The 25,110-nt window shown below is 35.1% G+C and carries 22 protein-coding genes; 5 read left to right on the top strand and 17 right to left on the bottom strand.

Features of this window, described 5'->3' with window-relative positions; translation table 11 throughout:
* Nucleotides 1-25: 25 nt before the first annotated feature.
* From BMW29_RS01225 to pepV, 8 genes are all read right to left on the bottom strand, one after another.
* Nucleotides 26-850, bottom strand: a complete 825-nt coding sequence (locus BMW29_RS01225) for a PTS system mannose/fructose/sorbose family transporter subunit IID (protein ID WP_092649437.1) — start codon at nt 848-850, stop codon at nt 26-28.
* Nucleotides 840-1,637, bottom strand: coding sequence for a PTS N-acetylgalactosamine transporter subunit IIC (gene agaW / locus BMW29_RS01220; protein ID WP_092649435.1), 798 nt, complete (start codon nt 1,635-1,637; stop codon nt 840-842). The genes BMW29_RS01225 and agaW overlap by 11 nt, the downstream gene beginning before the upstream one ends.
* A 104-nt stretch (nt 1,638-1,741) precedes the next feature.
* Nucleotides 1,742-2,224, bottom strand: a complete 483-nt coding sequence (agaV, locus tag BMW29_RS01215; RefSeq protein ID WP_092649693.1) for a PTS N-acetylgalactosamine transporter subunit IIB — start codon at nt 2,222-2,224, stop codon at nt 1,742-1,744.
* A 431-nt stretch (nt 2,225-2,655) separates the two neighbouring features.
* A complete protein-coding gene (locus BMW29_RS01210; protein ID WP_092649433.1) occupies nt 2,656-3,834 on the bottom strand; it encodes an AgaS family sugar isomerase in 1,179 nt (392 codons plus the stop codon).
* A gap of 152 nt (nt 3,835-3,986) precedes the next feature.
* The gene (gene agaF / locus BMW29_RS01205) at nt 3,987-4,409 is read right to left on the bottom strand and encodes a PTS galactosamine/N-acetylgalactosamine transporter subunit IIA (RefSeq protein WP_177165630.1); all 423 of its coding nucleotides are present in this window, start codon (nt 4,407-4,409) and stop codon (nt 3,987-3,989) included.
* Between the two features lie 46 nt (nt 4,410-4,455).
* Nucleotides 4,456-5,184, bottom strand: a complete 729-nt coding sequence (locus BMW29_RS01200) for a GntR family transcriptional regulator (protein WP_092649429.1) — start codon at nt 5,182-5,184, stop codon at nt 4,456-4,458.
* Between the two features lie 180 nt (nt 5,185-5,364).
* The gene (locus BMW29_RS01195; protein WP_092649427.1) at nt 5,365-6,315 is read right to left on the bottom strand and encodes a N(5)-(carboxyethyl)ornithine synthase; all 951 of its coding nucleotides are present in this window, start codon (nt 6,313-6,315) and stop codon (nt 5,365-5,367) included.
* Nucleotides 6,316-6,444: 129 nt separating this feature from the next.
* Nucleotides 6,445-7,845, bottom strand: a complete 1,401-nt coding sequence (pepV, locus tag BMW29_RS01190) for a dipeptidase PepV (protein ID WP_092649424.1) — start codon at nt 7,843-7,845, stop codon at nt 6,445-6,447.
* 163 nt (nt 7,846-8,008) lie between these two features.
* On the opposite strand from pepV, the gene BMW29_RS01185 reads away from it, so the two are divergent.
* Together BMW29_RS01185 and BMW29_RS01180 are read left to right on the top strand one after the other, a co-directional pair.
* A complete protein-coding gene (locus tag BMW29_RS01185; RefSeq protein ID WP_092649422.1) occupies nt 8,009-8,851 on the top strand; it encodes an NAD(P)H-hydrate dehydratase in 843 nt (280 codons plus the stop codon).
* 307 nt (nt 8,852-9,158) lie between these two features.
* Nucleotides 9,159-10,073 carry a helix-turn-helix domain-containing protein gene (locus BMW29_RS01180; protein WP_092649420.1) on the top strand — a complete coding sequence of 305 codons (915 nt, stop codon included), beginning with the start codon at nt 9,159-9,161 and terminating at the stop codon, nt 10,071-10,073.
* A 6-nt stretch (nt 10,074-10,079) separates the two neighbouring features.
* Here the strand turns inward: BMW29_RS01180 and BMW29_RS01175 are convergent, their stop codons facing one another.
* From BMW29_RS01175 to BMW29_RS01150, 6 genes are all read right to left on the bottom strand, one after another.
* Entirely contained in the window at nt 10,080-11,396 is a 1,317-nt protein-coding gene (locus BMW29_RS01175; protein ID WP_092649418.1) for a hypothetical protein, read from the bottom strand.
* A 125-nt stretch (nt 11,397-11,521) separates the two neighbouring features.
* Complete coding sequence (locus BMW29_RS01170) at nt 11,522-13,990, bottom strand: InlB B-repeat-containing protein (RefSeq protein ID WP_177165629.1); 2,469 nt, start codon at nt 13,988-13,990, stop codon at nt 11,522-11,524.
* 114 nt (nt 13,991-14,104) lie between these two features.
* A complete protein-coding gene (locus BMW29_RS01165) occupies nt 14,105-14,815 on the bottom strand; it encodes a hypothetical protein (RefSeq protein WP_092649413.1) in 711 nt (236 codons plus the stop codon).
* Complete coding sequence (locus BMW29_RS01160) at nt 14,808-16,187, bottom strand: sensor histidine kinase (protein WP_177165628.1); 1,380 nt, start codon at nt 16,185-16,187, stop codon at nt 14,808-14,810. The genes BMW29_RS01165 and BMW29_RS01160 overlap by 8 nt, the downstream gene beginning before the upstream one ends.
* Before the next feature lie 4 nt (nt 16,188-16,191).
* Nucleotides 16,192-16,860: a response regulator transcription factor gene (locus BMW29_RS01155; protein WP_177165627.1), complete on the bottom strand. Its 669-nt coding sequence runs from the start codon at nt 16,858-16,860 to the stop codon at nt 16,192-16,194.
* Between the two features lie 235 nt (nt 16,861-17,095).
* Nucleotides 17,096-17,938 (bottom strand): hypothetical protein, encoded by an 843-nt coding sequence (locus BMW29_RS01150; RefSeq protein WP_092649406.1) that lies wholly within the window; start codon nt 17,936-17,938, stop codon nt 17,096-17,098.
* 532 nt (nt 17,939-18,470) lie between these two features.
* On the opposite strand from BMW29_RS01150, the gene BMW29_RS01145 reads away from it, so the two are divergent.
* Nucleotides 18,471-19,181 (top strand): GntR family transcriptional regulator, encoded by a 711-nt coding sequence (locus tag BMW29_RS01145; protein ID WP_177165626.1) that lies wholly within the window; start codon nt 18,471-18,473, stop codon nt 19,179-19,181.
* 54 nt (nt 19,182-19,235) lie between these two features.
* Here the strand turns inward: BMW29_RS01145 and BMW29_RS01140 are convergent, their stop codons facing one another.
* Nucleotides 19,236-20,699, bottom strand: coding sequence for a sensor histidine kinase (locus tag BMW29_RS01140; protein WP_092649402.1), 1,464 nt, complete (start codon nt 20,697-20,699; stop codon nt 19,236-19,238).
* On the bottom strand, nt 20,686-21,366 hold the full coding sequence (locus BMW29_RS01135) for a response regulator transcription factor (protein ID WP_092649400.1): 681 nt from the start codon (nt 21,364-21,366) through the stop codon (nt 20,686-20,688). The genes BMW29_RS01140 and BMW29_RS01135 overlap by 14 nt, the downstream gene beginning before the upstream one ends.
* 151 nt (nt 21,367-21,517) lie before the next feature.
* On the opposite strand from BMW29_RS01135, the gene BMW29_RS01130 reads away from it, so the two are divergent.
* The gene (locus BMW29_RS01130; RefSeq protein WP_092649398.1) at nt 21,518-21,853 is read left to right on the top strand and encodes a hypothetical protein; all 336 of its coding nucleotides are present in this window, start codon (nt 21,518-21,520) and stop codon (nt 21,851-21,853) included.
* A gap of 60 nt (nt 21,854-21,913) precedes the next feature.
* Here the strand turns inward: BMW29_RS01130 and BMW29_RS01125 are convergent, their stop codons facing one another.
* The gene (locus BMW29_RS01125) at nt 21,914-23,188 is read right to left on the bottom strand and encodes a PTS sugar transporter subunit IIC (protein WP_092649396.1); all 1,275 of its coding nucleotides are present in this window, start codon (nt 23,186-23,188) and stop codon (nt 21,914-21,916) included.
* Nucleotides 23,189-23,643: 455 nt separating this feature from the next.
* On the opposite strand from BMW29_RS01125, the gene arcD reads away from it, so the two are divergent.
* Entirely contained in the window at nt 23,644-25,065 is a 1,422-nt protein-coding gene (gene arcD, locus BMW29_RS01120) for an arginine-ornithine antiporter (RefSeq protein ID WP_092649394.1), read from the top strand.
* The last annotated feature ends 45 nt before the right edge of the window (nt 25,066-25,110 follow it).

Below are 25,110 nucleotides of genomic sequence, written 5' to 3'. Positions count from 1 at the left end.
CAGATTTGCCCTTTTTTATTTTTAATTAAACCACGCCAACTAAACGACCTAGGACACCTACTAATACAGTAATTAAAATGAGTAAGAGCGGTGATTTGCCTTTTTTCAACATCCAGAAACAGAAGAATGTGTAGAGTAATGGCAACAATTTAGGCATAATCGCGTCTAATACGCCTTCTTGTAAATTAAACGTAATATCGCCAGCTTTGACATTTAGTGTTAATGTGAAGTTGATATATGAAGCAACTAATGCGCCAATAACGGTTAAACCGACGATTGATGCTGCACGAGAGATTTTTTTCGTATTTTCTTTTAAGGTCACAATTGCATTGGTTCCAGTGTTATAGCCATAATGCATTAAACCAAATCTTAAGCCAAAATGAACGATGTTAAAGGCTACTAGGAATAAAATGGGTCCTGCAATATTGCCTTGTGATGCTAAGGCTGCGCCAATACCTGCTGTGATTGGCAGTAAGGTTAACCAGAATAAGGCATCCCCAATCCCACCAAGAGGTCCCATGGTGGCAACTTTAATCCCACGAATCGTATCACGAGATTCTTTATTTTCTTCCATCGCTAAAGTAATTCCTTGAATAAAAGTTACTAAAAATGGATGCGTATTAAAGAATTGTAAATGGTCATTTAAGGCCATTGATAAATCATGATCATTTTTATGAATTTTTTTCAGTCCAGGAATTAGACCATAAGTCCAACCCCCACCTTGCATACGCTCATAGTTGAAAGAACTTTGGAGTAATAATGAGCGCCAAACCATTTTATTTAAATCTTTTTTTGTTAAGACCTTTTCTACACTAGGGTCTTGATATTCACTGATTTGATTAGATTCCATTACTATAATCCTCCTCTACAACATCTTGTGTAACAATGGCTTTTTTCCCGCCACTATCTTCTCCATCACCTTTACCTGAGTAGTAATCATAAGCTGCAATCGCGCCACCAATTAAGGCAACAGCTAAAATATCCATCCCACCATAAGCGCTGGCAACAAACCCGATAACGAAAAAGGCTGCATAAGAAACTTTAAACATAATTTTCATCAACATTGCGAAACCAACTGCTGGCATAATACCTCCAGCTACACTTAGACCACCAATTAACCAAGTAGGTAACATTTCTACTAAGCCTTGTGCCTTGTCTGCGCCTAAGAAGATTGGTAAGAATGAGATAATAAAGTAGAAAACGAATAAAAACATTGGTTCATAATAGCTTAAACGATCAATACCTTTTGTATCTGCTTTTGCAGCATAGGCATCCATTTTATGCATAACTGGTGAAAAAGCAGTAAAGATAAATGTAATACAAGCTTGAACAGCTACAGCAAAAGGTACAGCAACCCCAACTGCAACGCTTGCATCTTGTTTAGATAAAATAGCAAAGGCCGTTCCGATAATTCCTCCAATAACAACGTTTGGCGGTTGTGCACCAGCAAGTGGTACCATCCCTGCCCAAACCAATTCCAATGTTGCACCTGCAATTAAACCTGTTTGGAAATCTCCTAAAATCAATCCAACGACTGCCCCTGTAACAAGTGGACGGTGAATATGGGTTAACCCATTAAATAAATCCACCCCCGCAATTCCTGCCCAAAGACCAATGAGTATTGCTTGAACTAACATACTTTCTCCTCCTTTGTTGTTATCATGTCTCTCAGGATTAAAAATCCTGAGAGACATGATACAAATCAAACATAATCAAAATTTTTTCCTACTACCCCTTACAACTATTTAATATATTCCATCATGTCCTTGCTTCGATCACTTGGAATACCGCGAACATCTAATTTAATACCTAAATCATGCAATTTATAAAAGGTATCAATATCATCTTGGTCTACTGATAATGTTGGTGCTAACTGTTTTTTTCCTTCTGAAAAGTGTAAGTTACCAACATTCACTTCCTTAATGGGTACGCCACCTTCTACTAAACGAAGGGCATCTTGCGGTGTTTTAACTACTAATAAGATTTTTTGATGAGGTGCAGCTTTCCCAATAATCGCCACTGTTTTTTCAATTGTAAAGAAGCGAATTTGAACCGCATCAGGTAAAACCATATCCATTAAACTTTGTTGAACAGGATCTGTTGCGACCTCATCATTTGCTACAACGACTAGATTGGCGCCAAGGGTATTGGTCCAAGTAACCCCTACTTGACCATGAACTAATCGGTTATCAATTCTTGTTGCTAAAATATTTGGTGTACTCATTTCCTCTGCCTCCTTTAAATTTAAAAGCTGAACAGGCTCATTTGTCATGCTTCTTGTCATGCCTCTTGTCATGCCTCTTAGGATTTTTAATCCTTAGAGACATGATACAGATTGAACACAGTTCAACTCTGAACATTAATCACATCTTAAAAACATGATACAGATCGAACTTGTTCGACTCTGAACCTTACTCCATAGGAATTATTGAGATCGAAGCAAAGCCTAGAGCTAGCCTGTGAAGCTAGATAACATTAAAAGCTGAACAGGCTCATCAGCTCTGACAGAAAAATAGGAAAATATGAATGTGACGCTTTTTGTCACAGACAGATTTTATCTTTTTTCCGAAGACCTTCAATCCTTAGAGCTTTAGCTCTTAGGAATTGTTGAGATCGAAGCAAAGCGTAGTGCTAGCCTGTGAAGCTAGATATTTTTTATTTCCCATAAGAGTGGATTGTTACCCCTTTAACCACGCGGTTTACTGTTCCTGTTGGTGATGGTGTATCTGGTTTATTGCCAACCTTGATAGATGCTTTAACAGCTAAAATTTGTGCAAACATCAAGTAAGGAAGGGCTAGATAAACATCTGGAATTTCAATTTTCCCTTTATTAAAGCGGTAATGGTCACCATCAAAAGGAAGAGCTGCTCCTTCTTCTAAAGCGAAGATTCCCATAACTAATGGTGCAATGCCATCAGCTTTAACTTCTTCTAAAATATCCACATCATATTTTTGCGTATAGACATCATTTGATACAAAGGTAAAGACTAACGTTTGATCCTGTGTGAATGATTTAGGTCCATGTCTGAAGCCCATTGATGAATCAAATAGGGTCGTAATTTGGCCAGCTGTTAACTCTAATACTTTCAATTGTGCTTCACGAGTTAAGCCAGCTAATGAACCGGAACCTAAATAGATAATGCGCTCAAAATCTAAAGCCATAATTTTATCAATTTCTGCTTCATCTACTATCATTTGTTGCCCCATTTTACTAATTTCCTTGATGATAGCTTGATGTGTTTCATAAGATAAGCCATCAAAAATTTGTAAAGTTGCAAGTAGCATACAGCTAAAGCTTCCTGTCATCGCAAAGCCTGCATCATTAGAACGCTCAGGCATGAGTAATAAATAAGCATTTTCTAAACCTTTACTCTGTTTAGCTAATTGACCTTCTGCCGCACAAGTAATATTTAACTGGTAAAAATCTTTCACAATTTCTTTTCCTAAATTCACAGCTGCCAAGCTTTCTGGACTATTACCACTTCTTGCAAATGAAACAAGTAAGGTTGGAATATCTGCTTCTAAAAATTCATAGGGATTAGAAACGATATCCGTTGTTGCCACACTCATCACGGTAAATGCTTTCATTGATGGTAATGGCAATAGATAAGGAAGCGCTGTATTTCCAACATAAGCTGATGTACCCGCTCCTGTAAAAATAACTTTTGCCTGTCCATGCTTCTCTTTAATTCCTTGTAAAAAAGCTTGGATGGTTGTTTCATGCTCTTTCACAATCGCTAAGGTTTCTAGCCATAACTCTGGTTGCTGCTCTATTTCTCTAACTGTAATATTTGCGCCAATTGCAGCTAATTCTTGATTTGTTTTTTTAAACATTTTGAACCCTCCATGTCTCTGTATGGTAATGTGGTCATTACCACTTTTAAGTCTAAAAAAATATACTGAGGTATCAGTTATTTTTTGTTTCGTTCCTTTATGCATCATAAGCATATACTGTAAACGCTTACTTGTCAAACGAAAAGTTTTTGTTAAATGCCTTCTTCAGCTGTATCTATTACTATTTTCTTCAGACTAAATTTTTTAATACCATTAATACCAGCTGTTATTGCTTGATCAGAAAAAGTTTCTAAAGCTTGGTTTCGCATAAATAGAATTTCTAATAGCATGGCGACATTTGTTCCTGCAACAACTGCTAGATTTGCTACTTCTGCAGTTAACTTAGAAGATACATTAAAAGGTGTGCCACCAGCAATATCCGTTACAATCAGTACACCACTTCCAGTATCAACCTTAGCAACCGCTGCCTGAATCTTTTTAGTTAATTCCTCTGAGCTTAAATCTTCTGTAAAATCGATCGCTTCAAATTGTTCTTGGGCACCTGCAATTAATTGAACAGAGCTATAAACACCTGTTGCAAAATTGCCATGTCCGCTTAATACCATTCCTATCATATTTCCCTCTCCTTTCAAAACTAGGATGTGGTCAATAGACCACATCTTATTGTCTTAAATGTCTGACTTTATAGATAAATTGATCACTTCGCGCCACACTTAAAGTGAACTCTATCACACGATTAAATTGGTCATAGCTTAATCTTTTTAGATTTAAACAAGCATCCCCTTTATCAATCCCTAAAAGATCTGCTTCTTTTTCTTTGACCAATCCTGCTGAAAACTGCTCTTCAGCTACTTCAACAAACTCACCATAGCGTTCTTTAAATATATCATAAAGCGGTTTATGGCTGAGCTCTTCTTCTGTTAAACCAGAAAAATCACCATAAGGAATATAGGTTGTTTCTACCATCATAGGGACATTATCTGCCAGTCTTAATCGTACAAAACGGATGACTTTTTCAGGAACTTCTAAGCCCATTTGACCTGCTACAAAGTGGTTGCTTTCAATAATTTCAAATGCTAAAACCTTTGTTTGAGGCACTTTTCCATTTTGACGCATCTGGTCTGTAAAGCTATAGTTGTCCATTAAGTTTTGCTTATCCTTATTAAGTGAAGAGACAAAAGTTCCTTTTCCATGGCGTTTGTAAATGTAACCAGCTGTTTCTAACTCAGACATCGCCAATCTAACAGTTGTGCGACTCACACTATAGATTTGGCAAATATCTCTTTCTGATGGCATCTTATCATTTGGTTGCATTTCTGTTTCAATTTTCTTAATTAAAATGTCTACTAATTGAGAATATAGCGGGATTTTACTAAACTTATTAATCAAGTGTAAGCCTCCTTCCTCCTAAGTGGTAATGACCACTTAGTACTGTTACTATAAGTGCTAACGATTTTTTTGTCAACTTTCCATCAAATTTATGCTAAATAAACCTTCTTTTATCATAGCACATTCTGATAAAAGAAATAAGCCACTAGCAAGAACGCTGCTAATAGACTTATTTTTCACTCAAACAGCATTGACTTGTCGGCCAGCTTGTGTGATCAAGGCTTGTTCTAATACATGATTTCTTTTGCTTTCAATCAAATCATCTAAGTATTTACAAATTTCTTGTGAAATCGAACGGGTTGCTTCTTGATAGAGAATACTCGGTGTATGATCAACAACATAGTGTACAATGTCCTTCACAACATAAGTAGGTGCTTCAATGGTTGTGGGAATAGACGTTTCAATACCACCATTTTCATCACAACTAATATCAATAATCAACGCACCTTTTTTCATTTTTGCTAAATCTGTTTCATAAATGATATGATCTTTTCGCTGATTATCCCATAAAATAGCATTGACCAACGCATCATAGACTGGTAATTCTTTACGCAATAGCGCTTCTTGTTTGCGATTATAAACAATCACTTCTGCACCTAGTTTTGTTAACATCGCAATGGCGCCTTGTGCTGAATTGCCACGTCCAATTACCGCAACCTTTGCTCTGCTAGGCAGGCTACCAATACATTGATACGCGTGAAGAATGGCTGCTTCACCTGCTAAGTAGTTATTTTTCCAAAAACAATGACGATTATCCTTCATCATATTCGCCCATTCATAAGCTGTCACTTTATGATCAAGTAACAATTGATTTCTTTGTTTATTTTCCCCTGCATGAATCCAGCCAAAAATTGTTTGCTTTTCGGTTAATTGATGAAGATAACTGGCATCCCCAATTTTTGGTTCACAAATAATATCCTTTGTTAAAACTATTTCTCGGGAAACAATATGACACCCCAGCGCACGGTAAGCTTCATCTGGAATATTCAGAATTTCTCCATAATGTTCTTCAAAATATAAAGCTTCTTTATATCTGACCTTTAGGATGTCCTCTGGTAATATCGCTCTACGCCTCTCATTTTCTTTTTCCCCTATTGTAAAACCGATTTCTTTCATATGAGTACTTTGCATTTTTATCATCCTTTCTAGCTCATTCGTAATGATTCATTGCATCCTCTTTTTTCTAAAAAAAGTGTGCTATTTTTACTTTTTTGTAAAAATAACACACGAATCTTTAATTTTTAGCTTTAAAACAAGTACTTATTTAATCAGCTGATAAATTGCATCTGCATAAATTGCAGCTGATTTCACAATATCTTCCACCCACATAAATTCATTGGCTTGATGCATGGTATCTTGACGATCTGGGAATAATGCCCCATAAGCTACACCACGCTCTAATAAACGACCATATGTGCCGCCACCAATTGTCTTTTCAGCACCCTTTTGTCCTGTATGCTTTTCATACACATCTAGCAAAGTTTTCACTAATGGATCATTTGCAGGAACATAATGCGGTGTTTGATATTTACCTCTTGTTAAAGTCACACCATAAGCTGCTAATTTTTTGCTGATATCAGCTTCAAGGCCATCTGCTGTTACCCCTTGTGGGAAACGGAAATTCAGTGCAATAGTGCCACCTTTGTCTGATGAAAAATTGAAAATTCCTGGGTTCATGGTTAAATCGCCCATTTTTTCATCTGTATAAGCAATGCCAAGGTTTTTAGCACGAGAATCCTCATGTAAATCGTTCGCAGTTACTTCAAGATAAGCTTTTGCATCACTTCCGAAATCATATTGTGTTAAGAAAGTTGCTAGATAGGTTCCAGCATTAATCCCACCAGTTGGTTCCATTGCATGAGCTGCTTTACCAATGACTTCAATCGTCACTTGGTTGCCATTAGCTGTTACAGTACCTGTAATCGGATTTTTTTCAATAAAGGCAGCAAAATCTTGTTCAATTTGTGCTACATCCACTGCTGTAATGACCGCAGTTGCATCTTGTGGCACCATATTTTCACGTAAGCCTGCTTCAAAGCTGACCAGTTCATTTGTTCCACCAGCATTGCTACCATTAAAACTTAAATGAACCGTTAAAATCCCTTTTTCTCCATTGATAATTGGGAATTCAGCATCAGGAGAAAAACCAAAATCAGGTTTAGGTTCAACCTCTAAATAGCGGTCCATACATTTCCAACCACTTTCTTCATCTGTTCCAACAATAAACTTCACTTGTTTTGAAATAGGAAGCCCTAGTTCTTTAATCATTTTAATTGCATAGTAACCAGCAATCCCTGGTCCTTTATCATCACTTGAGCCACGGGCATATAGCTTACCTTCTTTAATTATTGGCTCAAAAGGATTGGTATCCCAGCCACTACCTACAGGAACCACATCTACATGTGCAAAAACGCCCATTGTTTCAGCACCTTCACCATAAACGGCATGACCTGCTAAGTTATCAATATTTTTGGTTTCAAAGCCATCACGTTTTGCCATTTCTAAAAAGGCTAACAAAGCTGCTTTTGGTCCAGGGCCAACGGGTGCATCTGCTGTTGCCTGACTATCATCGCGCACACTATCAATTTTTAGTAGTGAGAATAAGTCTGCTAACATTTCTTCTTTGCGTGCTTCTGCTTCTTTTTGCCAATCAATTGTCATTTTATCCACTCCAATCCTTTTTTCAACTAAGTCTATCATATCATTTTTTGAATAAAAAAAGGGGAAAGTTATGGGCTTTATGCAAAAAATTCCCTCCTCTGTAGAAAATCAGCTTTATAAGCAGTATAATAAAAGCATGAAATGACTGAAGGGAGTGCTGATAATGCATTTATTAGAGAAAAAAATCGTGCAAGGCTTGTTGCCTAAAAGACAAGCATATTCACATAAAGGTGACTATGGTCGTGTGCTATTAATTGGCGGAAATGAACAAATGGGCGGTGCTATCATTTTAGCTGCTAGTGCAACTGTAGCGAGTGGGGCAGGGCTTGTGACGGTTGCAACACATTCTTGTAACCATGCTGCACTCCATGCTCGATTACCAGAGGCAATGGTGTTAGACATCAAAGATCAAGCGCAGTTAATGGCGGCACTTCAAGCCACAGATGTGGTGGTAGTTGGTCCGGGGTTAGGTCGAACAGGAGCTGATTTATTACTGCTTTCAACGATTTGTTCAAGCTTAACTGCTGAGCAAAGCCTGATTATTGATGGTGATGCAATTACCTTATTAGCTGAAAATCCGTTACCACAATCAAAGGCCTTTACCGTTTATACGCCACATGAAAAAGAATGGGAACGATTAAGTGGTCTCCCAATTGACAAGCAAACAGTTAAAAATAATCAAGCAAGTCAAGAGCAATTGAATAGTGTGATTGTGCTGAAAAAGCATCTCACTGAAATTTATTTTCCACAAGATGTCTGGCAAAATCAAAGCGGAACAGCTGCAATGGCAACTGGTGGCATGGGGGATACGCTTGCTGGTATGTTAGGTGGCTTCTTGGCTCAAATGCATAATAAGAAATCAGCCATCTTAGCTGCGGTCTTTTTACACAGCCATATTAGTGACTTAATTGCCGAAACGTCTTATGTCACTCTACCAAGTGAAATCATTAAGAGGATTCCTAAAGCAATGAAGGAATTTGAGAGTACTTTAGAGGTTGTGTTGTAGCTAGTCAAAAAGTCTTATGAAGCGAAAAAAGGTATATATGAAGAGCAATATTTTTTAGATGAGAAATATAATGAAATTAATTTCTGTTAGAAACAAGAAAAATTGATGCAAAATGCATACATAATTTTGCACCAATTTTTCATTTCTTTAACGGATAATCCATCCTAATAAAATATCGAACATATTCATTCACCTCCTTATTTCTTGCCCTTATCATAACACATTTTATGATGTATAATGTAGGCATACCCCTTATTCCAAATACTTATTTCTATTTAAAATATATAAAGAAGCGAGATGTGATGATATGGCCAAAGATTACTATGGTAATACAATGAAATCTATTAGAATTGCCAGACGTATTTCTCAAAAAAGTGCGACTGATGGTAAATTTAATCGCTCCCTGATTGCTAAAATTGAAAAAAATGAAGTGATACCTAGCATCCATAAATTCCAACTAATTTTACAACAATTAAATTTATCTTTTGATGAATTTTTCTTTATACACAGAAATTATGGACTCACCCAATATCAAGAATTAACCAATAAATTTTATTCTAGTTTAAGTAATTCAGATATTGATAAGTTATCAAATCTAGTAACGGAGTTTTCAGATTATTTAAATGAACATGATAGTTTCTATATTAAAGAGTTAAAGGAAGTCGCCTTAGCTATTATTGATATTAGAAAAAATAATTTTGAAAATGCAACTAGATTAGTTGAACCCATTTGGACTAGACTCTCTAAAGTTGATCTTTGGACAATCTCAGATTTAAAGCTAATTAATTGTATCCTATTTATCTTTCCAATTGAAGTCGCGATTAATATTGGCCGTAATGCAATTTCTCAATTAGAAAAATATAAGCAATTTTTACCTGATAGTCAATTAAAGGTTGCCTTTAAATTAAATCTGACTGGCTTATTACTTACAAACGGAAAGTTTTCTCAAACAACCTTAGATTTATTAGAAGAAATTTTGATAGAATCCAAAGAGAACGGCATGTATGATTGTTATGCTGTCGCATTATTTCGAAAAGGAGCTTTACTGCAAGCAAACTACCCGGAGATAGAAAATGAAGAAATGGATGAAGCCATTCAGATTTTAGAATTGTTAAAGGAACAGCATTTAATTGATTTATTACTTGAAGATAAAGCTTTGTTTTTAAATGGAGAGACTACGATAGAAAAAGAATATCTGACAAAAAAGAAGCCTAATGAATAAAAAACATTAAGCTTCTTTTTTCTTTCCTTCAAAGATGACCACATGTAAAACTGTCTTTTTTTTCTTAATGACAAAACTACAACCTTGCTTGATTTTTTTCATTTTTTGGACAACATATGGCGCTAATAACACTTCTACATTTAAAGCTTCTAGTCCACCCTTTGGCACTAAAATAACCAATTTACGTTTACTTTTTTTCTTATCTAAATCCATTTTCAAATGCAAATAACGATGGAGATAGAATTGACAAATTTGTAAGCCTCCATCTATTAACATTTCTGTAAAAATCTCAATTTTTGTCAGCCATTCTTGTGTAAAGAACGTCTTTTTTGTGAAATAATCTTCTGGGTGCGCTACTGTTCCTTTCCTTTGTTCAAATAGAATCTCTTCTCCTCTATCATCATAAATTCGAAATAAGCCTCTCGTTGCGGTTAATTTACTGGTTGGTCGCCAGTAATCATCCAGATATTGCACACTATAAATGGCCTGTTTTTCAGTTACCGCTGCAACTTCTACAAAAGGCTCTCTTAACACTAAATGTTGGGTCACTTCATCAATACCACACTGATTTCTAAATGCCCATTGTCTTATAATATTTTCCTTTTGTTGCCACTTTGTAGGATCCTTATATAAGGTAATATGGGTTACGCCAAAATCTTTTGCTTCATTAGATACACCTTCACGGAAATCTTTCAATACTTGCTTTGGTAGCCATTGATAATAAGGTTGACAAAACCACATCTGCCAACATGAAGTAAATTGTAAGGCTTGATAAGTCAAATTTTGTCCAGGAAATTGGTTTAAATCAACAATGACTTGCCCCTGTTCATTTCTAACCATCGTTAGCCCTTCACAGCCATCTTGTCGTAATTCTGGTTGCCAAATATTACTAAATAGTCGTTCTTCATTACTACGTAAATAGGCAAATAGACCCGTTTCCTTCAAAGTTTGTTCGATAAAATCTGTGATTAATGTCGCATGTTTTTGATAGCAATGATAAGGGATAATAAAATGAATGCCTATGTATTCCTGATCATAGGTAATCGATAAGGTTTGTTGTGATTCGCCTTTTATGCCTTCTTTAAATACTTCTATTGTAAATTCAGTCTCGGCTTTTAAGACATTCATGAGCTTCTCTTGCTGATAAGGTTCAGCGACCTGTTCAGCTTGTCTCATCAAGTTAGGCTCAAATAAAATGCGACTCAATACAATCGCATTCTCAAAAATCAATTCACTTGCATTTTCTGCTTTTAAGGCAATGACACCATGAATTGGATGATGTTCTTTTGTCACTTCAACTGTTCTATTTTCTTTTATACACATATTGATTCCTCTATTTCTCTATTCTGTCACTTCTACTATCATAAAGGAAAAAGTACCCGATGCCTAGTTTTTTCAATAACTAAGATCGGATACTTTTATTTTTCATTATCTGTATTTAAATAAACTTAATTTTTTGTTGCTCTTTTTTTATTCATTTGGATGAAATAACCTACTACTAACAGCATCATACCACCTAAGAATTCAAAGGATACTTTTTCTCCAGTTGAAGGAAGTTCTTTTGTTTCTTCTTTACTTGCTACTGGTGTTTCCGCTGTTTCTACTGGTGCTTTTGGTTCTGTAATTACTGGATCTTCTGTAATTGGTTTTTCAGTCACATCATTTGTAACCGTTACTTGAACAGTTTCAGTCACAACTTTTGGCATTGCTCTAGTGATACCATTATCGATGGTATGAGAAATCTCAACTAGATAATTTCCAGTCTCTTTCACAAGATATAAATCTGCTGCATTCACATCAATTGCCCCATCAATTGATTGATTTGTAACTTTATCCCATAATTGCGCTCCACTTCTAGTTAACACGATTTCTTCTAACGTGCCTTTAGCTTGAGAGTCTTTTAATTCAGACAATTTTATTTCAAAATCATTCGCTTGAATTGTTAATTCACTTTCCACTACGATTTCATCCCATACTGCTTTAAGCGTTAAACCTCCAGCAGGGATCATCATTTTACCAGTTACTTTATTATCAGCTGCATCATACCAACCTGCAAAGGTATAGCCTTCTCTAGTTGGTACTTCGATTGCATCAATATCTAATTCACTATCTGTTGGTGCAATGATATCTTGCGGTTTGCTTGCTGCATCTCCACCATTAATATCAAATGTAATCGTTTGATCAAGGGCTGTCCAATGTGCAGCTAGTGTTAAGCCATCTGCTGGCATTTTGATGCTTCCTGATACTTGCTCTGTTCCATTGAACCAGCCTGCAAAAGCATACCCTGGTTTTGTTGGTGCTTGAATCGCATCTACATCTACATCACTATCTGTTGGTGCAACTAAGTCTTTTGGTTGACTCGCAAGATCACCTGTATTGACATCAAACGCAATCGTTTGATCAGCTGCAGTCCAATGCGCAGTCAGTGTTAGTCCACCTACTGGCATTTTGATGCTTCCTGATACTTGCTCTGTACCATTGAACCAACCTGTAAAGGTATAACCTGGTTTTGTTGGTACTTGAATCGCATCTACGTCTACATCACTATCTGTTGGTGAAATTAAATCATTTGGTTGACTGGCAGGATCACCTGTATTCACATCAAATGTAATGGTTTGATCATCTGCTTGATAAACAGCATTCAATGTTGTGATAGCTGAAACTGTATCTGTCGCAAAATTCCAGAAAGGAGCATTTGGTTTATTTGGTTTCCAGCCTAAGAAAGTATAGCCTGGTTTTGATGGTGTTTCTGGTTCTTTGATCAGCTTATCTTCAAATACAAGACCAAAGTAAACTCTTGTATCTCCATCCATAATCGTTACTAAATAGTAAGTTTTAATCTTCTCAAATCGTGCATAAAGTGTCATATCATTTTCTGGCATTTTTCCAAAAGAAAAAATCCAATTTGTTCCTCCAACTGGTTCTGTATACCAAGCTTTAAAGGTATAACCAGGTTTTGTTGGCGCAGGTGGTTCTGTTAAAAACTCTCCCGCCACAGCTGTTGCTTTTGTTTCAACACCATCAACATTATAAGTTACTTGGTATTCTTTTGGTTCAGGTTTTTCTGGTTCTTCTGGCACAATTGGTGCAAACACTGGATGTAATCTTAAATCATGTGCTGGCATTCTATCTACAGCGAAATCCCACAATTTAGCAGTTTCAGGATCATCATTATAGATTTCAGAATAGCCTATAAATGTATACCCTTCTTTTGTAGGTGGATATGGGTCTTCTTTAAGAAGTTCGCCATATTTTTTATCACCTGTACCCAAATACCAAAGAGTATAATAATTATTAATACGTCCTTGTAAGGTAATATCTTCATCTCCCACTACATAAGGAAATGAAATCAATCCTTCTCCTGTTGAAGGATTTGGATAACGATCCCACCACTCACGAAGCGTATAGCCTTCTAGTAAATTATCCTCAAAAGTCAAATCAATTTCTGGTGCCACATCAATTGTTTCACCAGGTTTTTTTTCAACTGAATAAACTTCTTTTGTAGCCCATTCAGGCTTAGTATATGGATCTTTTTCATGAATATTATATTTAACTGTAAATGAAACTTTTACAGTTTCTTTTTCCTCGCCAATTCTTTGAACTGGTCCTTTTGGTTCTTCTTTTACTGGTAATAATGGGTTTTCAAATAATTCTCCTAAGTTGTTGTTTTCTGGTTGAATGTTGTTGTTTGTTTCTGGCTGAATCAAATCTACTGCTGAATCTACCGCTGGATCTTCTTCTGCCTCATTTTCTGATTCATCTAAAATTTCTGTTGTATCATTTGACTCTAACTGTTCAGGTGCTTCACCCTCACTATGTAACGAATCAGCTAATACGGTTAGATTGACTTGACTAAATATCATCAAGGCAACGGTTAGCAAAATCATGAGCTTCCCTAAAAAAACATTCTTCTTCATCTTTTTTCCTCCTGTATCAATCATAAGTGTATTGCATTTTTCTTATACACTTATAATATCTAACCCACCCAACTAACTCAAAGTTATCCAACAGGACAATTGCGGAGTTTTATGTCATTTTAAATTTTGAATCATCGCTTGAATAATTTTCTTAATGGTTGCTTCTGTTACAAAGTATTGTGTTAATAGAAAAACCAATGGTATCAATAGTGATGCAAATAAACCAATTTGAATCATCCATTTTAAAAAAACTTCATACTGCTCCCAGCCTATAGGATGATCGCTAGGTAATCTTTCATGCCAACCATTTTCCTGATTGCTTTTAAAATCAGTTTTAGTATCTCTTAATACATTCACTTGCACAGTAATTGAAACATCATGAATGGTTTGAAAGGTTAAAGGATAGCTTCCAATTTCTGGTTTTAGCTCCTGCATCCCAACATCAATAATCGGTAAGGTTTCACCATCTTTGGTTTCCCAAGCTTTCGCTTGCCCTAAACGAATCCAGTCTTCTTTTGTGAAGCTTTTGACCTCAGTTGTAGTGACTTCAATTGGTTGGGCATCAATCGCTATTTCTTTCTCAATAATAGTCTGTTCGCCTGTGACGGTTACCTTCACTTGTTTTTTGATCATTTCTCCTTGATGGTCATAGGTCAAATCTACAAAGTATGTTCCTGGTGAATCAATGGTTTCTTGTAAACGAATTGTTTCTTTGCGAAAGGCTTCTTCATAGCTATCTGCTATTTCTTCTTGCGCCAATACGGGATGTGATAGATTAAAAAAGGAGACTAAAAAAAAGACTGTCCATTTCACTTTTCTATTCATCTTGGACAGCCTCCAGTGGTATCTCAATCCTTAACTCAACACCGTTTTCTTTTTTAGAAAACTGGCAAGTACCTTGATATTTTTGAACTGTCTTTTTAATTGTATACATTCCGACACCTGTACTTGTTTTAGCAAGTACTTCTCCTTGATAAAACAAATCAAAAACATGTTCAAAATCAATCGCATCAATATCCGCACTTTCGTTATAGGCACTCATTTTTAAAGATTGATTTTCTTCAAATAAAGTAAATTCAAAGACACCTTTTTCATCTGTATATTGCGCAATATTAGACATAATATTGTGTAATAGTTGCTTAACTTCAATCACATCCATATAAACCATTAACTCAGCTGGCACATCTACAATACAACGAATTTGACGTTTCGATAAAATCGGGTTAAATCTACGAATCGTATTTTGAACCTCTTTTACTAAATCGATTTTTTCACATTGATTGATTACCCTTTCTCCATGAATCAATAGAATTGCTTCCTTAATTTCTGTCAGAACACCTTGATTTCGTTTTTCAATGGTTTCTATTTTTTGAACTAAGGCTGGATTTAATGAAGCTTGCTCCTTCACTTGCTCCAATTCTAGCGAAACAATACTGATTGGGGTTTTTAAGTCATGAATCACAGAACGCACTAATTGTTCTTTGTAAATACTCTCCTCATTTTTAGCTTGTAACTCTTTTTCTAAAGCCGTGTATTTTGTACCAATCGTTTCCATTTTCCCTTGAAGATCATCTGTAAATTCATGGAGCTCAACAGATAAACGATCATAAGCAGATGTTTTATCTATTGGTGAAACTTCAGAAAGACGAAATTCTTTTAACTTGAGAATATTCATTCTTAAACGTTTCAATGGATGCAGTATTTGTTTACGCATCATCAATACTAAAAGCAATACAATACTAAATAACAGAATAATACCTAAAAAAATAAAAAAAGTTGAAATTTCAAAAAAGTTTTGTGGTTCTAATTGATAAATAGCAAGCCAAACTTGGTATTCTTCTTGATCTTTTTGAATAGTATACGCTGAATGATAACTCAGAACAGCTTCGTTGACCCATTGATCCAATGTTGCAAAATCTGTTGTTGGAACTGTCGCATAATAAAAACCATGTTCATTGATAACAGCTAATTCTAATGGTTGTTTTGCCACATAATCTGCTAATTTCTCTTCTAAATCATCCGGCTCCTCTCTCTGAATGATTTGCGTGATATCTTCACGTATCTCCTCCACCCTATTTGTATCAATTTGATTATAGATTGCTGGTAAAGAATAAATCAGCCACACTAATAAACAAATCACAAGTAGATAAATTGGTGTCATTACCCAAATAAACCGATCCTTAAATATCCTTTTCATACCTCTACTCCACCCATTCATAGCCAACTCCTCTTATTGAAAAAATACAATTCACAAAAAGCTTGGCTCGAATGCGTTTAACATGTGTATCAATAATTCTTATATCTACAAATTCATCATTCGTTCGCCAAACTTCTTTAATCATCAATTCTCTTGAAAGCACAATATTTTTATTTCTTAAAAAAAGCACCAAAATACTAAATTCTTTTAAGGTCAGGCTGACTTCTTCTTCGTTTTTATAGACTTTTCGTGTTTTTAAATCAATTTTTATATTTTCAGCGCTACTTCTTAACTCTGCTGTTTCAAAAACAATGGATTCATTTAATACTTTCTCAATCCGTTTTAATAAAACCTTGATTGAAGCTGATTTTTTTATGTAATCATTTGCATTAAGCTCTAAGCCTTTTACTTCATCTTCATCCTCATCTGAACTAGTCAATAAAATTACCTTTGCATTTTCATCCATTTTTCGAATCAGATAGAGGAATTGCAGACCATCAATAATTGTCATTTTTAAGTCACTGATAATTAAATCAAAGAATTCTGTTTTATACATTTCTAATCCTTCACTAGCGCTACTTGCTACGGTTACATCATAATGATATACGATTAATAATTCTTTAAAAAACAGGCGATACTCCTCATTATCATCTACAAACAATATTTTTTTCACTCGCCACACCCTCTTATATCAGAATAGTAAATCAGCTATATTCTAGCATATAGTTTTTATAACTTAAAGATAATATTTATTTCAGCAAGTATCAGAACACCCAAAAACACCAACAGAAACAAGGGACACAAGCTTTCGAGAAAAGTAAAAATCATTCTTTATTGATACATCCTATTTTTCTTTTACTTTTAAAAAATATAAAAAAAGACCTAACACCTGGTTAGACCTTTCCTTTTCATGATGAATAAACATGACTTTTTTGCTGAATCATTTGTTTTATTTTTGTGCTAGCATGACCAATGTTTTCTCCCTGCAAAGTCATTTCTAAAAATGCCAATTTCTCTCCTTGAATGAATAACTGTTCAATAGGGATTTCTTGTTTTTTCCCACGCCAATCCATCTCTATATAAGCTTGAACAATAGACGTCGCAGCTGTTATTTTACTGTATGGTACCTGAATAAAAGACGCACTACCTTCATTTTTTAATAATGAAAAATGATAGGTGTAGATGGCTAAATATTCCTGATAAAATTGAATAGATGCCACCTGATATTGAGAGGATCTAACCCTACCATCTTTTCCTTTAACCAAACGCAAATGGGCTCTTTTATCTAGATCATAATCATCCAGCTGAATGGGCTGAGCAATCCTTTGATTGACTTGTTTTTCTTCTGAAAATATTTTTTTTATCACTTGATTCACCACAACTTGATGTAGCTGATCAATTTCTTGTTCTGACGCTATTTTATTTTTTTGGATAATGATTAAAAAATAAAAAATGACTGTCCAAAGCAAGTAAAAAATAAGAATTTCAATCCCACTATTTCTATCATTAAATAATTCAATTGCACCAATCAGTATGCTTAATATACCAAAATAAAAAAAACCTTTAAAGCATTTTAAGCTTATCTGATTTGAAAAATAAGCTGCTGCTTGATTGAGTTGTTTTGTTAAATTTTCTGTCATCTCACTTGGTGTTAGCAGTTGACGCTCTTGAGGATAATAATCCTCGCAACGAGTCTGTTCAACTGTTATTGCTGCACCGTAGTCTGGACAGTTAGACCTTTTATTCCCCATTATTTGACACCCCAATCATCATTGCTCTCAAAAGCTAGTATAACAAATTTATCAGCAGAAACCATAAACTTTCTTAATCTTTTAAAGGAATTCTTTACTCTTTCTTCAATCATTCTTCACATTTTATTTGTATACTTTAGTCATACCAAACAAACCAAACTTTTTCAATTTTACTCCTCCAAAGTAAAATGAACAAACTCCTTAACTGTCGGCTTCTCCTGCCGACAGTTTTTTTGTTCTCCTCTCCCTACCAAAAATTATTCATAAATACAATTAAAAACAAAACCTAACCCTATTTTATTTTTAATTTTATCTTCAAAAACAATCAAAAATATAAATGTATATATTTTTACCTATCGAAAAAGATATGTTAAAATAATATAAACCCATTAAAAAGAAGCGGATAAAACGAAGTGTTTTTCACTACATTTACTATTAACAATCTCCCCGTTAACTGTCAAAATATTATAAAAAAAAGATGAATTAATCCAGCTGTTCTACTAGTAATTTCAATAAAATGAAGAGGTGCTTTATGAAACCAGAAAAAGAAGTTTATCAACAAGTTGCCCATCAAATTAAGCAAGAAATTATAAAAGGAATCTACCCTGTTGGTGCACATATTCCAACTGAAATCATCTTAGAAAATAAATTTAAGGTCAGTAAAATTACCATTCGGAAAGCCATTGACCTCCTTGTAGCTGATGGATATGTTCAGAAAAAAACAGGCATTGGCACAGTCGTCCTTAGCAATCGTTTATTTAATAAATTAACAAGAGTCCATTCTTTTGTTGATATTTTAAAAGCACAGGGTCTAATATTAACAAATGATAGCTCTTCTATTACCAAAATAGCCTTAAAAAAAGACCATCCACTTTATGCCATATTTGGTAGCGAATGTCTCTCTATCATAGAAATCTTTCTTTTAAATGGGCTTCCTTATCTACTTTTAGAACACTTTATTCCTCTACAACAAGATAAAGATCTCATTTCCATCCAAACGGAATTAGAACAGACAACTTTAACTAAATGGCTCACCAAAAATCAACAGAGCACCTGCTCTTTTACAGATTCCTTCACAATTGGAAAACTTTCAAAGCAACAACAAAAAGTCTTTTCAACAAATGAAGCTAATATGCTACAACGTATCAGAAAAGTTTACACACCAGAGCAGAAAATCATTCAAGTCACTTACTCCTTTTACAATACAGAACTAACGCCGTATATCATTGAATATGAAGTATAAACAAACCGACATCCTCATCAGTTAGTTTGTCGGTTGTTAGTTTAGTCTAGCTACTCAATAGATTAACCTAAAAGTGGTTCCTTCAGTTGTTGCAGAAACGGTTAAATCCATGTCATGGCGCTTCGCAATTTCTTTTGCGATTGCTAAACCAAGCCCTGTTCCTTTTTTATTCGACTCATCTCTTGCTTTATAAAAGCGGTCAAATATATAAGGCTGATCAGCTATCGGTATACCAGGACCTTGATCCTGAATTTCCAAAGCCCCTTGATAAAGCTTGATCTTGATCATTCCAGAAATAGGTGAGTATCTAACTGCATTATCTAACAAAATCATCAATAGCTGTCTAAGTCTACCATAATCTCCTTCAACCAAAGGCTGCTCCTCTTCAAATGAAACAAGTAATTGAAGCTGCTTAGTTGTTAAAAGAGGCTTTAAGCTACGACTAAGATCTTGAATCAGGCTTGCTATATCTATTGCTTCTTTTTTGATTGCAAACTCATAATGCTGTAATTTAGATAAGTCTAGTAGGTCTCCTACCAATCTCTGTAAAAACAGAACTTCTGCAAGCATTTGTTGATGATAACTTGCAACATCTTTTGGATTTGTCACAACGCCGTCCTGTAAAGATTCTAAAAATCCACGAATGACTGTGATTGGTGTTTTTAGTTCATGTGAAATATTGGCAATAAAGCTTGCTCGTAATTGCGCTAGCTTTTCTGTCTCAAGACTTGCATCATAGAGGGTCATTGATAACTGGTCAATAGATTGTGCTAGCTCACCAATTTCATCGTTTTGAGCAATTTGAGTTTTGACATCATATTTTCCATCTGCCAATTGCTTAGTCGTCTCATTCATTTTATTTAAAGGATGTGTAAAATGATGTGCTAACCAATAGGTCACTATAGTGGATAAGCCAAGGCCAATCAGCATACTTAATCCAAGTATTTTTAATCCAGCAGTGGTGCCACTAGCAATGTTTGTAATTGGACTATGCAATAAAACAACACCTAGAATTTTGCCATTTGCTGAACAAATTGGTGTCGCAAAAGTTAAAGCGGGTGTTTTTAGAATGGTATTAAACTCTTCATTAAAGGATGCCTCTCCCTGTAATGCATTTTCAATTACTTGAGAAGCATTTTCTGGTAAATCTTGATAGTTAAGAGGCGTCGAATCATTCATCATTCCACCCATGTGTCCACTATTATGAGTATCTGCTGTAATCAAATCATGATTCTTATCAATGAGCCAAACATCACCAGTCATCACGTCATCAAGTGTTTGTAAGTATCGTCTTTGTCCCATCATGCCTTTATGTGAGTCCTCCATATATTCAGCCATTGAAGCTGCAATAGCATTTCCTTGCTTTTTCATTTCTTGCTGATGAATCGTTAATGTATGCGAACGAAACAACAAAGTAAATAAGACACCAATAATGAAAGAAAAAAATAGTAAGGTGCCACCAAAATAAAGCAGAAGTTTTTTAGCAATTTTATTGTGTGTGATATTAATTGTCTTCAAATTTATACCCTACTCCCCAAATTGTCTGAATAGACCATTTTGTTTGACCAATTGCTTCTATCTTAGCGCGTAGTCTTTTAATATGAGAATCAACGGTCCGACTATCTCCATAATAATCAATCCCCCATAAGCTATCTAATAAGTTTTCTCTTGAAAATGTTTTATTTTTATTTGTACTTAATAACCATAATAGTTCAATTTCTTTTTTTGTTAATGAAGCAGCAATCCCTTTTATCTTCACTTCATACTGTTGCATATCGATGACTAAATCTTCACAAACCTGCTGTTCATTGGTTGCTTCCTGTACAGACACACGTCTCAAAATAGCCCGCACTCTTGCCATGATTTCAGCTGGTGAAAAAGGTTTCACAATGTAATCATCGGCCCCCATATCTAAGCCCATAATTTTATCATAATCTTCACTTTTAGCTGTAATCATAATGATTGGAACTGTAGATTGCTTTCTGATTTCTTGACAGACTTGAAATCCGTCCTTTTTTGGCATCATCACGTCTAATAAAAGGATATCAGGTTGAAATTGCTGAAATAAAACAATGGCTTCTTCACCATCTTTGGCTATTTCACACTGATAACCTTCAGTTTTAGCATAGCTTTCCAAGACTGTTGTAATTTGCTTGTTATCATCTACAATTAGCATTTTTTTCATCCTCAACGCTCCTTCATTCTTTTCCCTTCTATTGTACATGATAATCATGGCGAAAGTGTGTTTTTCTTTAGTTGCTTTTTATGTGCCAAAAACATACTTTTGACACAATTACTGATTATACTTTAGCCACAAGTAAAAAAGGAGTGAAAAAATGGAAAAATTTAAAAGAATTGCTGTTGTAGGTACGCTACTATTAATTATTATCTTAGGAACAAATCGAGTTGTAAGTGCTTTTTCTCCAGGTTTTGGTATGAATCATCATGATATCAGACCACATTCATCAGAAAACCGTGAACAGCACATCAATGAGATGGTAGAAGATGATATTATCTCTGAAGAACAAGCAAATGATATGTATGACAGAATGGAACGCCATCAAAAACCTTGTCATTCTTATTCTTCTACACGTGATATAAATAATCATCAGCCATCATCAGAAAGCCGCCATCAAATGCATACTAGTATGATGATGGATGGCAAAAGATAGCAGACAAAAGAAGACCTGACAATAGCTATTCGCTACTGTCAGGTCTTTTAATAGACTATTTTATTCTGCTTGTTTCATCGCTGCTTCTGCTGCTTGTTCACGTTTTATTTCTTGTACTTCTGCAATCTTAACAAATGGTGCATAGATTAAAACAGAGATGACAAGGTTGACAGCGGCAAGGACACCACCGGCAATACTACTTGTTGCTAAGACACCGCCAATAACTGGTGGTGTTACCCATGGTGGCATAACGATTGCTGCTGGCACAAGACCTGTTGCAGTTGCGATATAAGCCACTGTTACTAATACCATTGGCGTTAAAATAAATGGTACAAACATAATTGGGTTTAAGACAATTGGAATACCAAACATCATTGGTTCATTGATGTTAAATAAACCAGGTGCTGCACTTAAGTTAGTGACCATTTTATAAGCTTTGTTACGACGACCAAATAGGTAAATCGCAATGATTAGACCTAAAGTAGCACCAGTACCACCTAAGTTTACAAATGAATCAAAGAATGGTTTGTTGACAATATAAGGAGCTGCATCTCCTGCATTAACTGCTGCAAGGTTAGCTGCAATTGCATCCGCATTGATTGTTTGCATTAAAGGTTCGATCATGTTTGCGCCATGTAAACCGAAGAACCATAGGAATGGTGTAATAAATGCTAATAATAAAGCAGATGGGAAAGAATTTGATAATTTCATAAATGGTTGTTGAACTGCTTCATAGAAAGAAGCAATAATATCTTTTACGCCAAAAGCAAAGAAGATTGTTGTAATGAAAGCGAAGATCATCACTGTGAACATTGCTGGTAATAATGCAGCAAATGATCTTGCAACTGCTGGTGGAACACCTTCAGGCATTTTGATGATTAATTTTTCACTTCCACTTAAGCGTGAGAAGATTTCTGCTGAGAAAATCCCAACTAATAAAGCGATAAATAGTCCAGTTGTACCAGTTCCAGTAGCGCCACCTAAAGCATAGAATGAAGCTAATGAAACAACACCCGCTGCTACGCCATCTTTACCATAACTTTTTGATAAGTTATAAGCTAACAAGAAAGCGATAAGCACTGAAAGGATACCAAATGTACCATTCCAGATATTTCCACCAAAGCTTTTCCAAACTTCTTCAGTAAAGATTGATGTCATAAATTTTTGGAAAGCATCAATTGGAAAGTTGTTAATTAAAACTGCCAACGAGCCTAAAATCATTAAAGGCATGGTTACTAGGAAAGCATCTCTAATTGCAACCAAGTGACGTTGTGCGGCAATTTTACCAGCGGTTGGCATGAAGTGTTTCTCCATAAAAGCAATAAATCCGTTCATTTTATAATTCCCCCTAAAAAGTATTTGTATCATTTAAATAAATATAAAAGACTCAGATTTGAATACGTTTACATTCTTTTAAGATACAAAAAATCAATTAGTGTCTGAAAACAATGGTTGTCATTTTGATAACAAAATCTCATGAATACAATATAAGTAATGCAACACCATTATTTTTCTTCTACTACTTTACTATAAAGCAAGTATCGTGCCAACTTTAGAAACTATGAAAACGCTGTTATATCAACATTTCACTAGTTACACAATCTCAGGAATTCTCCTTACACACTAAAATTAAAGGACTTTAGTGTGTAATTCATTTTTTATCTATCAGAAAAAATAACAGGCTTCCTATCTCAGGCAAATTTTTAGTAACAAATGAGAGAAAATTCTCTTTTTTTCAAGGGAATCTCGGCTACAATAAAAGAAAAAAGCACGATGAAGGAGTTTGTCATATGACTGATAAAGTAAAGAAAATAAGCTTATTCTCACTGATAGCACTGGTAATTAGCTCATCCTTAGGAAGCGGGATTTTTGGTATCTCTACCGATTTAGCTGCTGGCGCAGCACCTGGTTCTGCCTTGATTGCCTGGGTCATTGTCGGAGTTGGCATTTTAATGCTTTCTCTTTCTTTCAATAATCTGATTTTAAAGCGGCCAGACTTAAATGGTATTTTTAGTTATGCAGAAGCTGGTTTTGGACAATTTGCTGGTTTTATCAGTGGTTGGGGCTATTGGCTTTCTGCTTGGCTAGGAAATGTCGCTTTTGCAACAATGCTGATGAGTACAGTCTCTTATTTCTTTCCAGTTTTTGATGATGGTCAAAATATTCCTTCTATTATTGTTGCAAGTCTTTTAATGTGGGGCTTAACTTTTATTGTCAATCAAGGAGTAGAAAGTGCCGCTTTTATTAATGCAATTGTAACGATTTGTAAATTGATTCCCTTGTTTGTTTTTATTGTTCTTGGGATTGTTGCTTTTAAAGCAGATTTGTTTACCGCTAATTTTTGGGGAACTTTTTCAACAAACTTTGAATTTGGCGAAGTGACGAATCAAATTAAAAATTGTATGATGGTCATGATGTGGGTCTTCGTTGGGATTGAAGGGGCTTCAACCTTATCTACTCGTGCCAATAAAAAATCAGATGTTGGTAAATCAATTGTGATTGGTTTATTAGGACTTTTATCTCTTTATGTGTTAGCTTCAATGATACCTTATGGGATTATGTCGCAACAAGAATTGGCTAGTTTAAAGCAGCCTTCAATGGCTTATGTATTTGAACATATTGTTGGTTCTTGGGGGGCAGCCTTTATTAGTATTGGCTTAATTATTTCGATTTTAGGTGCCTGGTTATCTTGGACTATGTTTCCAGGAGAAGCGACTATGTTGATGTCACGTGCTGGAATGCTCCCTAAAAAATTTGGACAAACAAATAAAAAAGGGGCACCTACTTTTTCATTAATGGTTACAGCTGCCTTGATTCAAGTCTTTGTCTTTACCTTCTTATTTACAGATAAAGCTTATAACTTTGCGTATTCATTATGTACCGCAGCGATTTTGATTTGTTATTTATTTGTCACACTCTACCAAGTGAAATTTTCTTATCAGCATTTGAATGAGCAGGGCGCAAAAAAACAACTCATCATTGGCTTAATTGGATCCATTTTTCAAATTTGGGCAATCTTCGCTTCTGGTATTTTCTTTACACTACTTTGCTTCACAGCTTACATTCCAGGTATTTACTTCTTTATTAAAGCGAGAAAAGAGGCTGGCCGTAAAACCTTATTTAGCAAAAATGAAGTGATTGCCACGATTTTTATTGTCATTGGTTCAATCATTGCATTAACACTATTATTTACTGGACAGGTTAAGGTCTAAAAAAAGAAGCTAAGACAAACTCATTAAAGAGGATTGTCTTAGCTT

The sequence above is a fragment of the Isobaculum melis genome, from assembly GCF_900111355.1.
Taxonomy (GTDB): Bacteria; Bacillota; Bacilli; order Lactobacillales; family Carnobacteriaceae; genus Isobaculum; species Isobaculum melis.
This window is presented reverse-complemented; position numbering and strand designations above follow the sequence as displayed.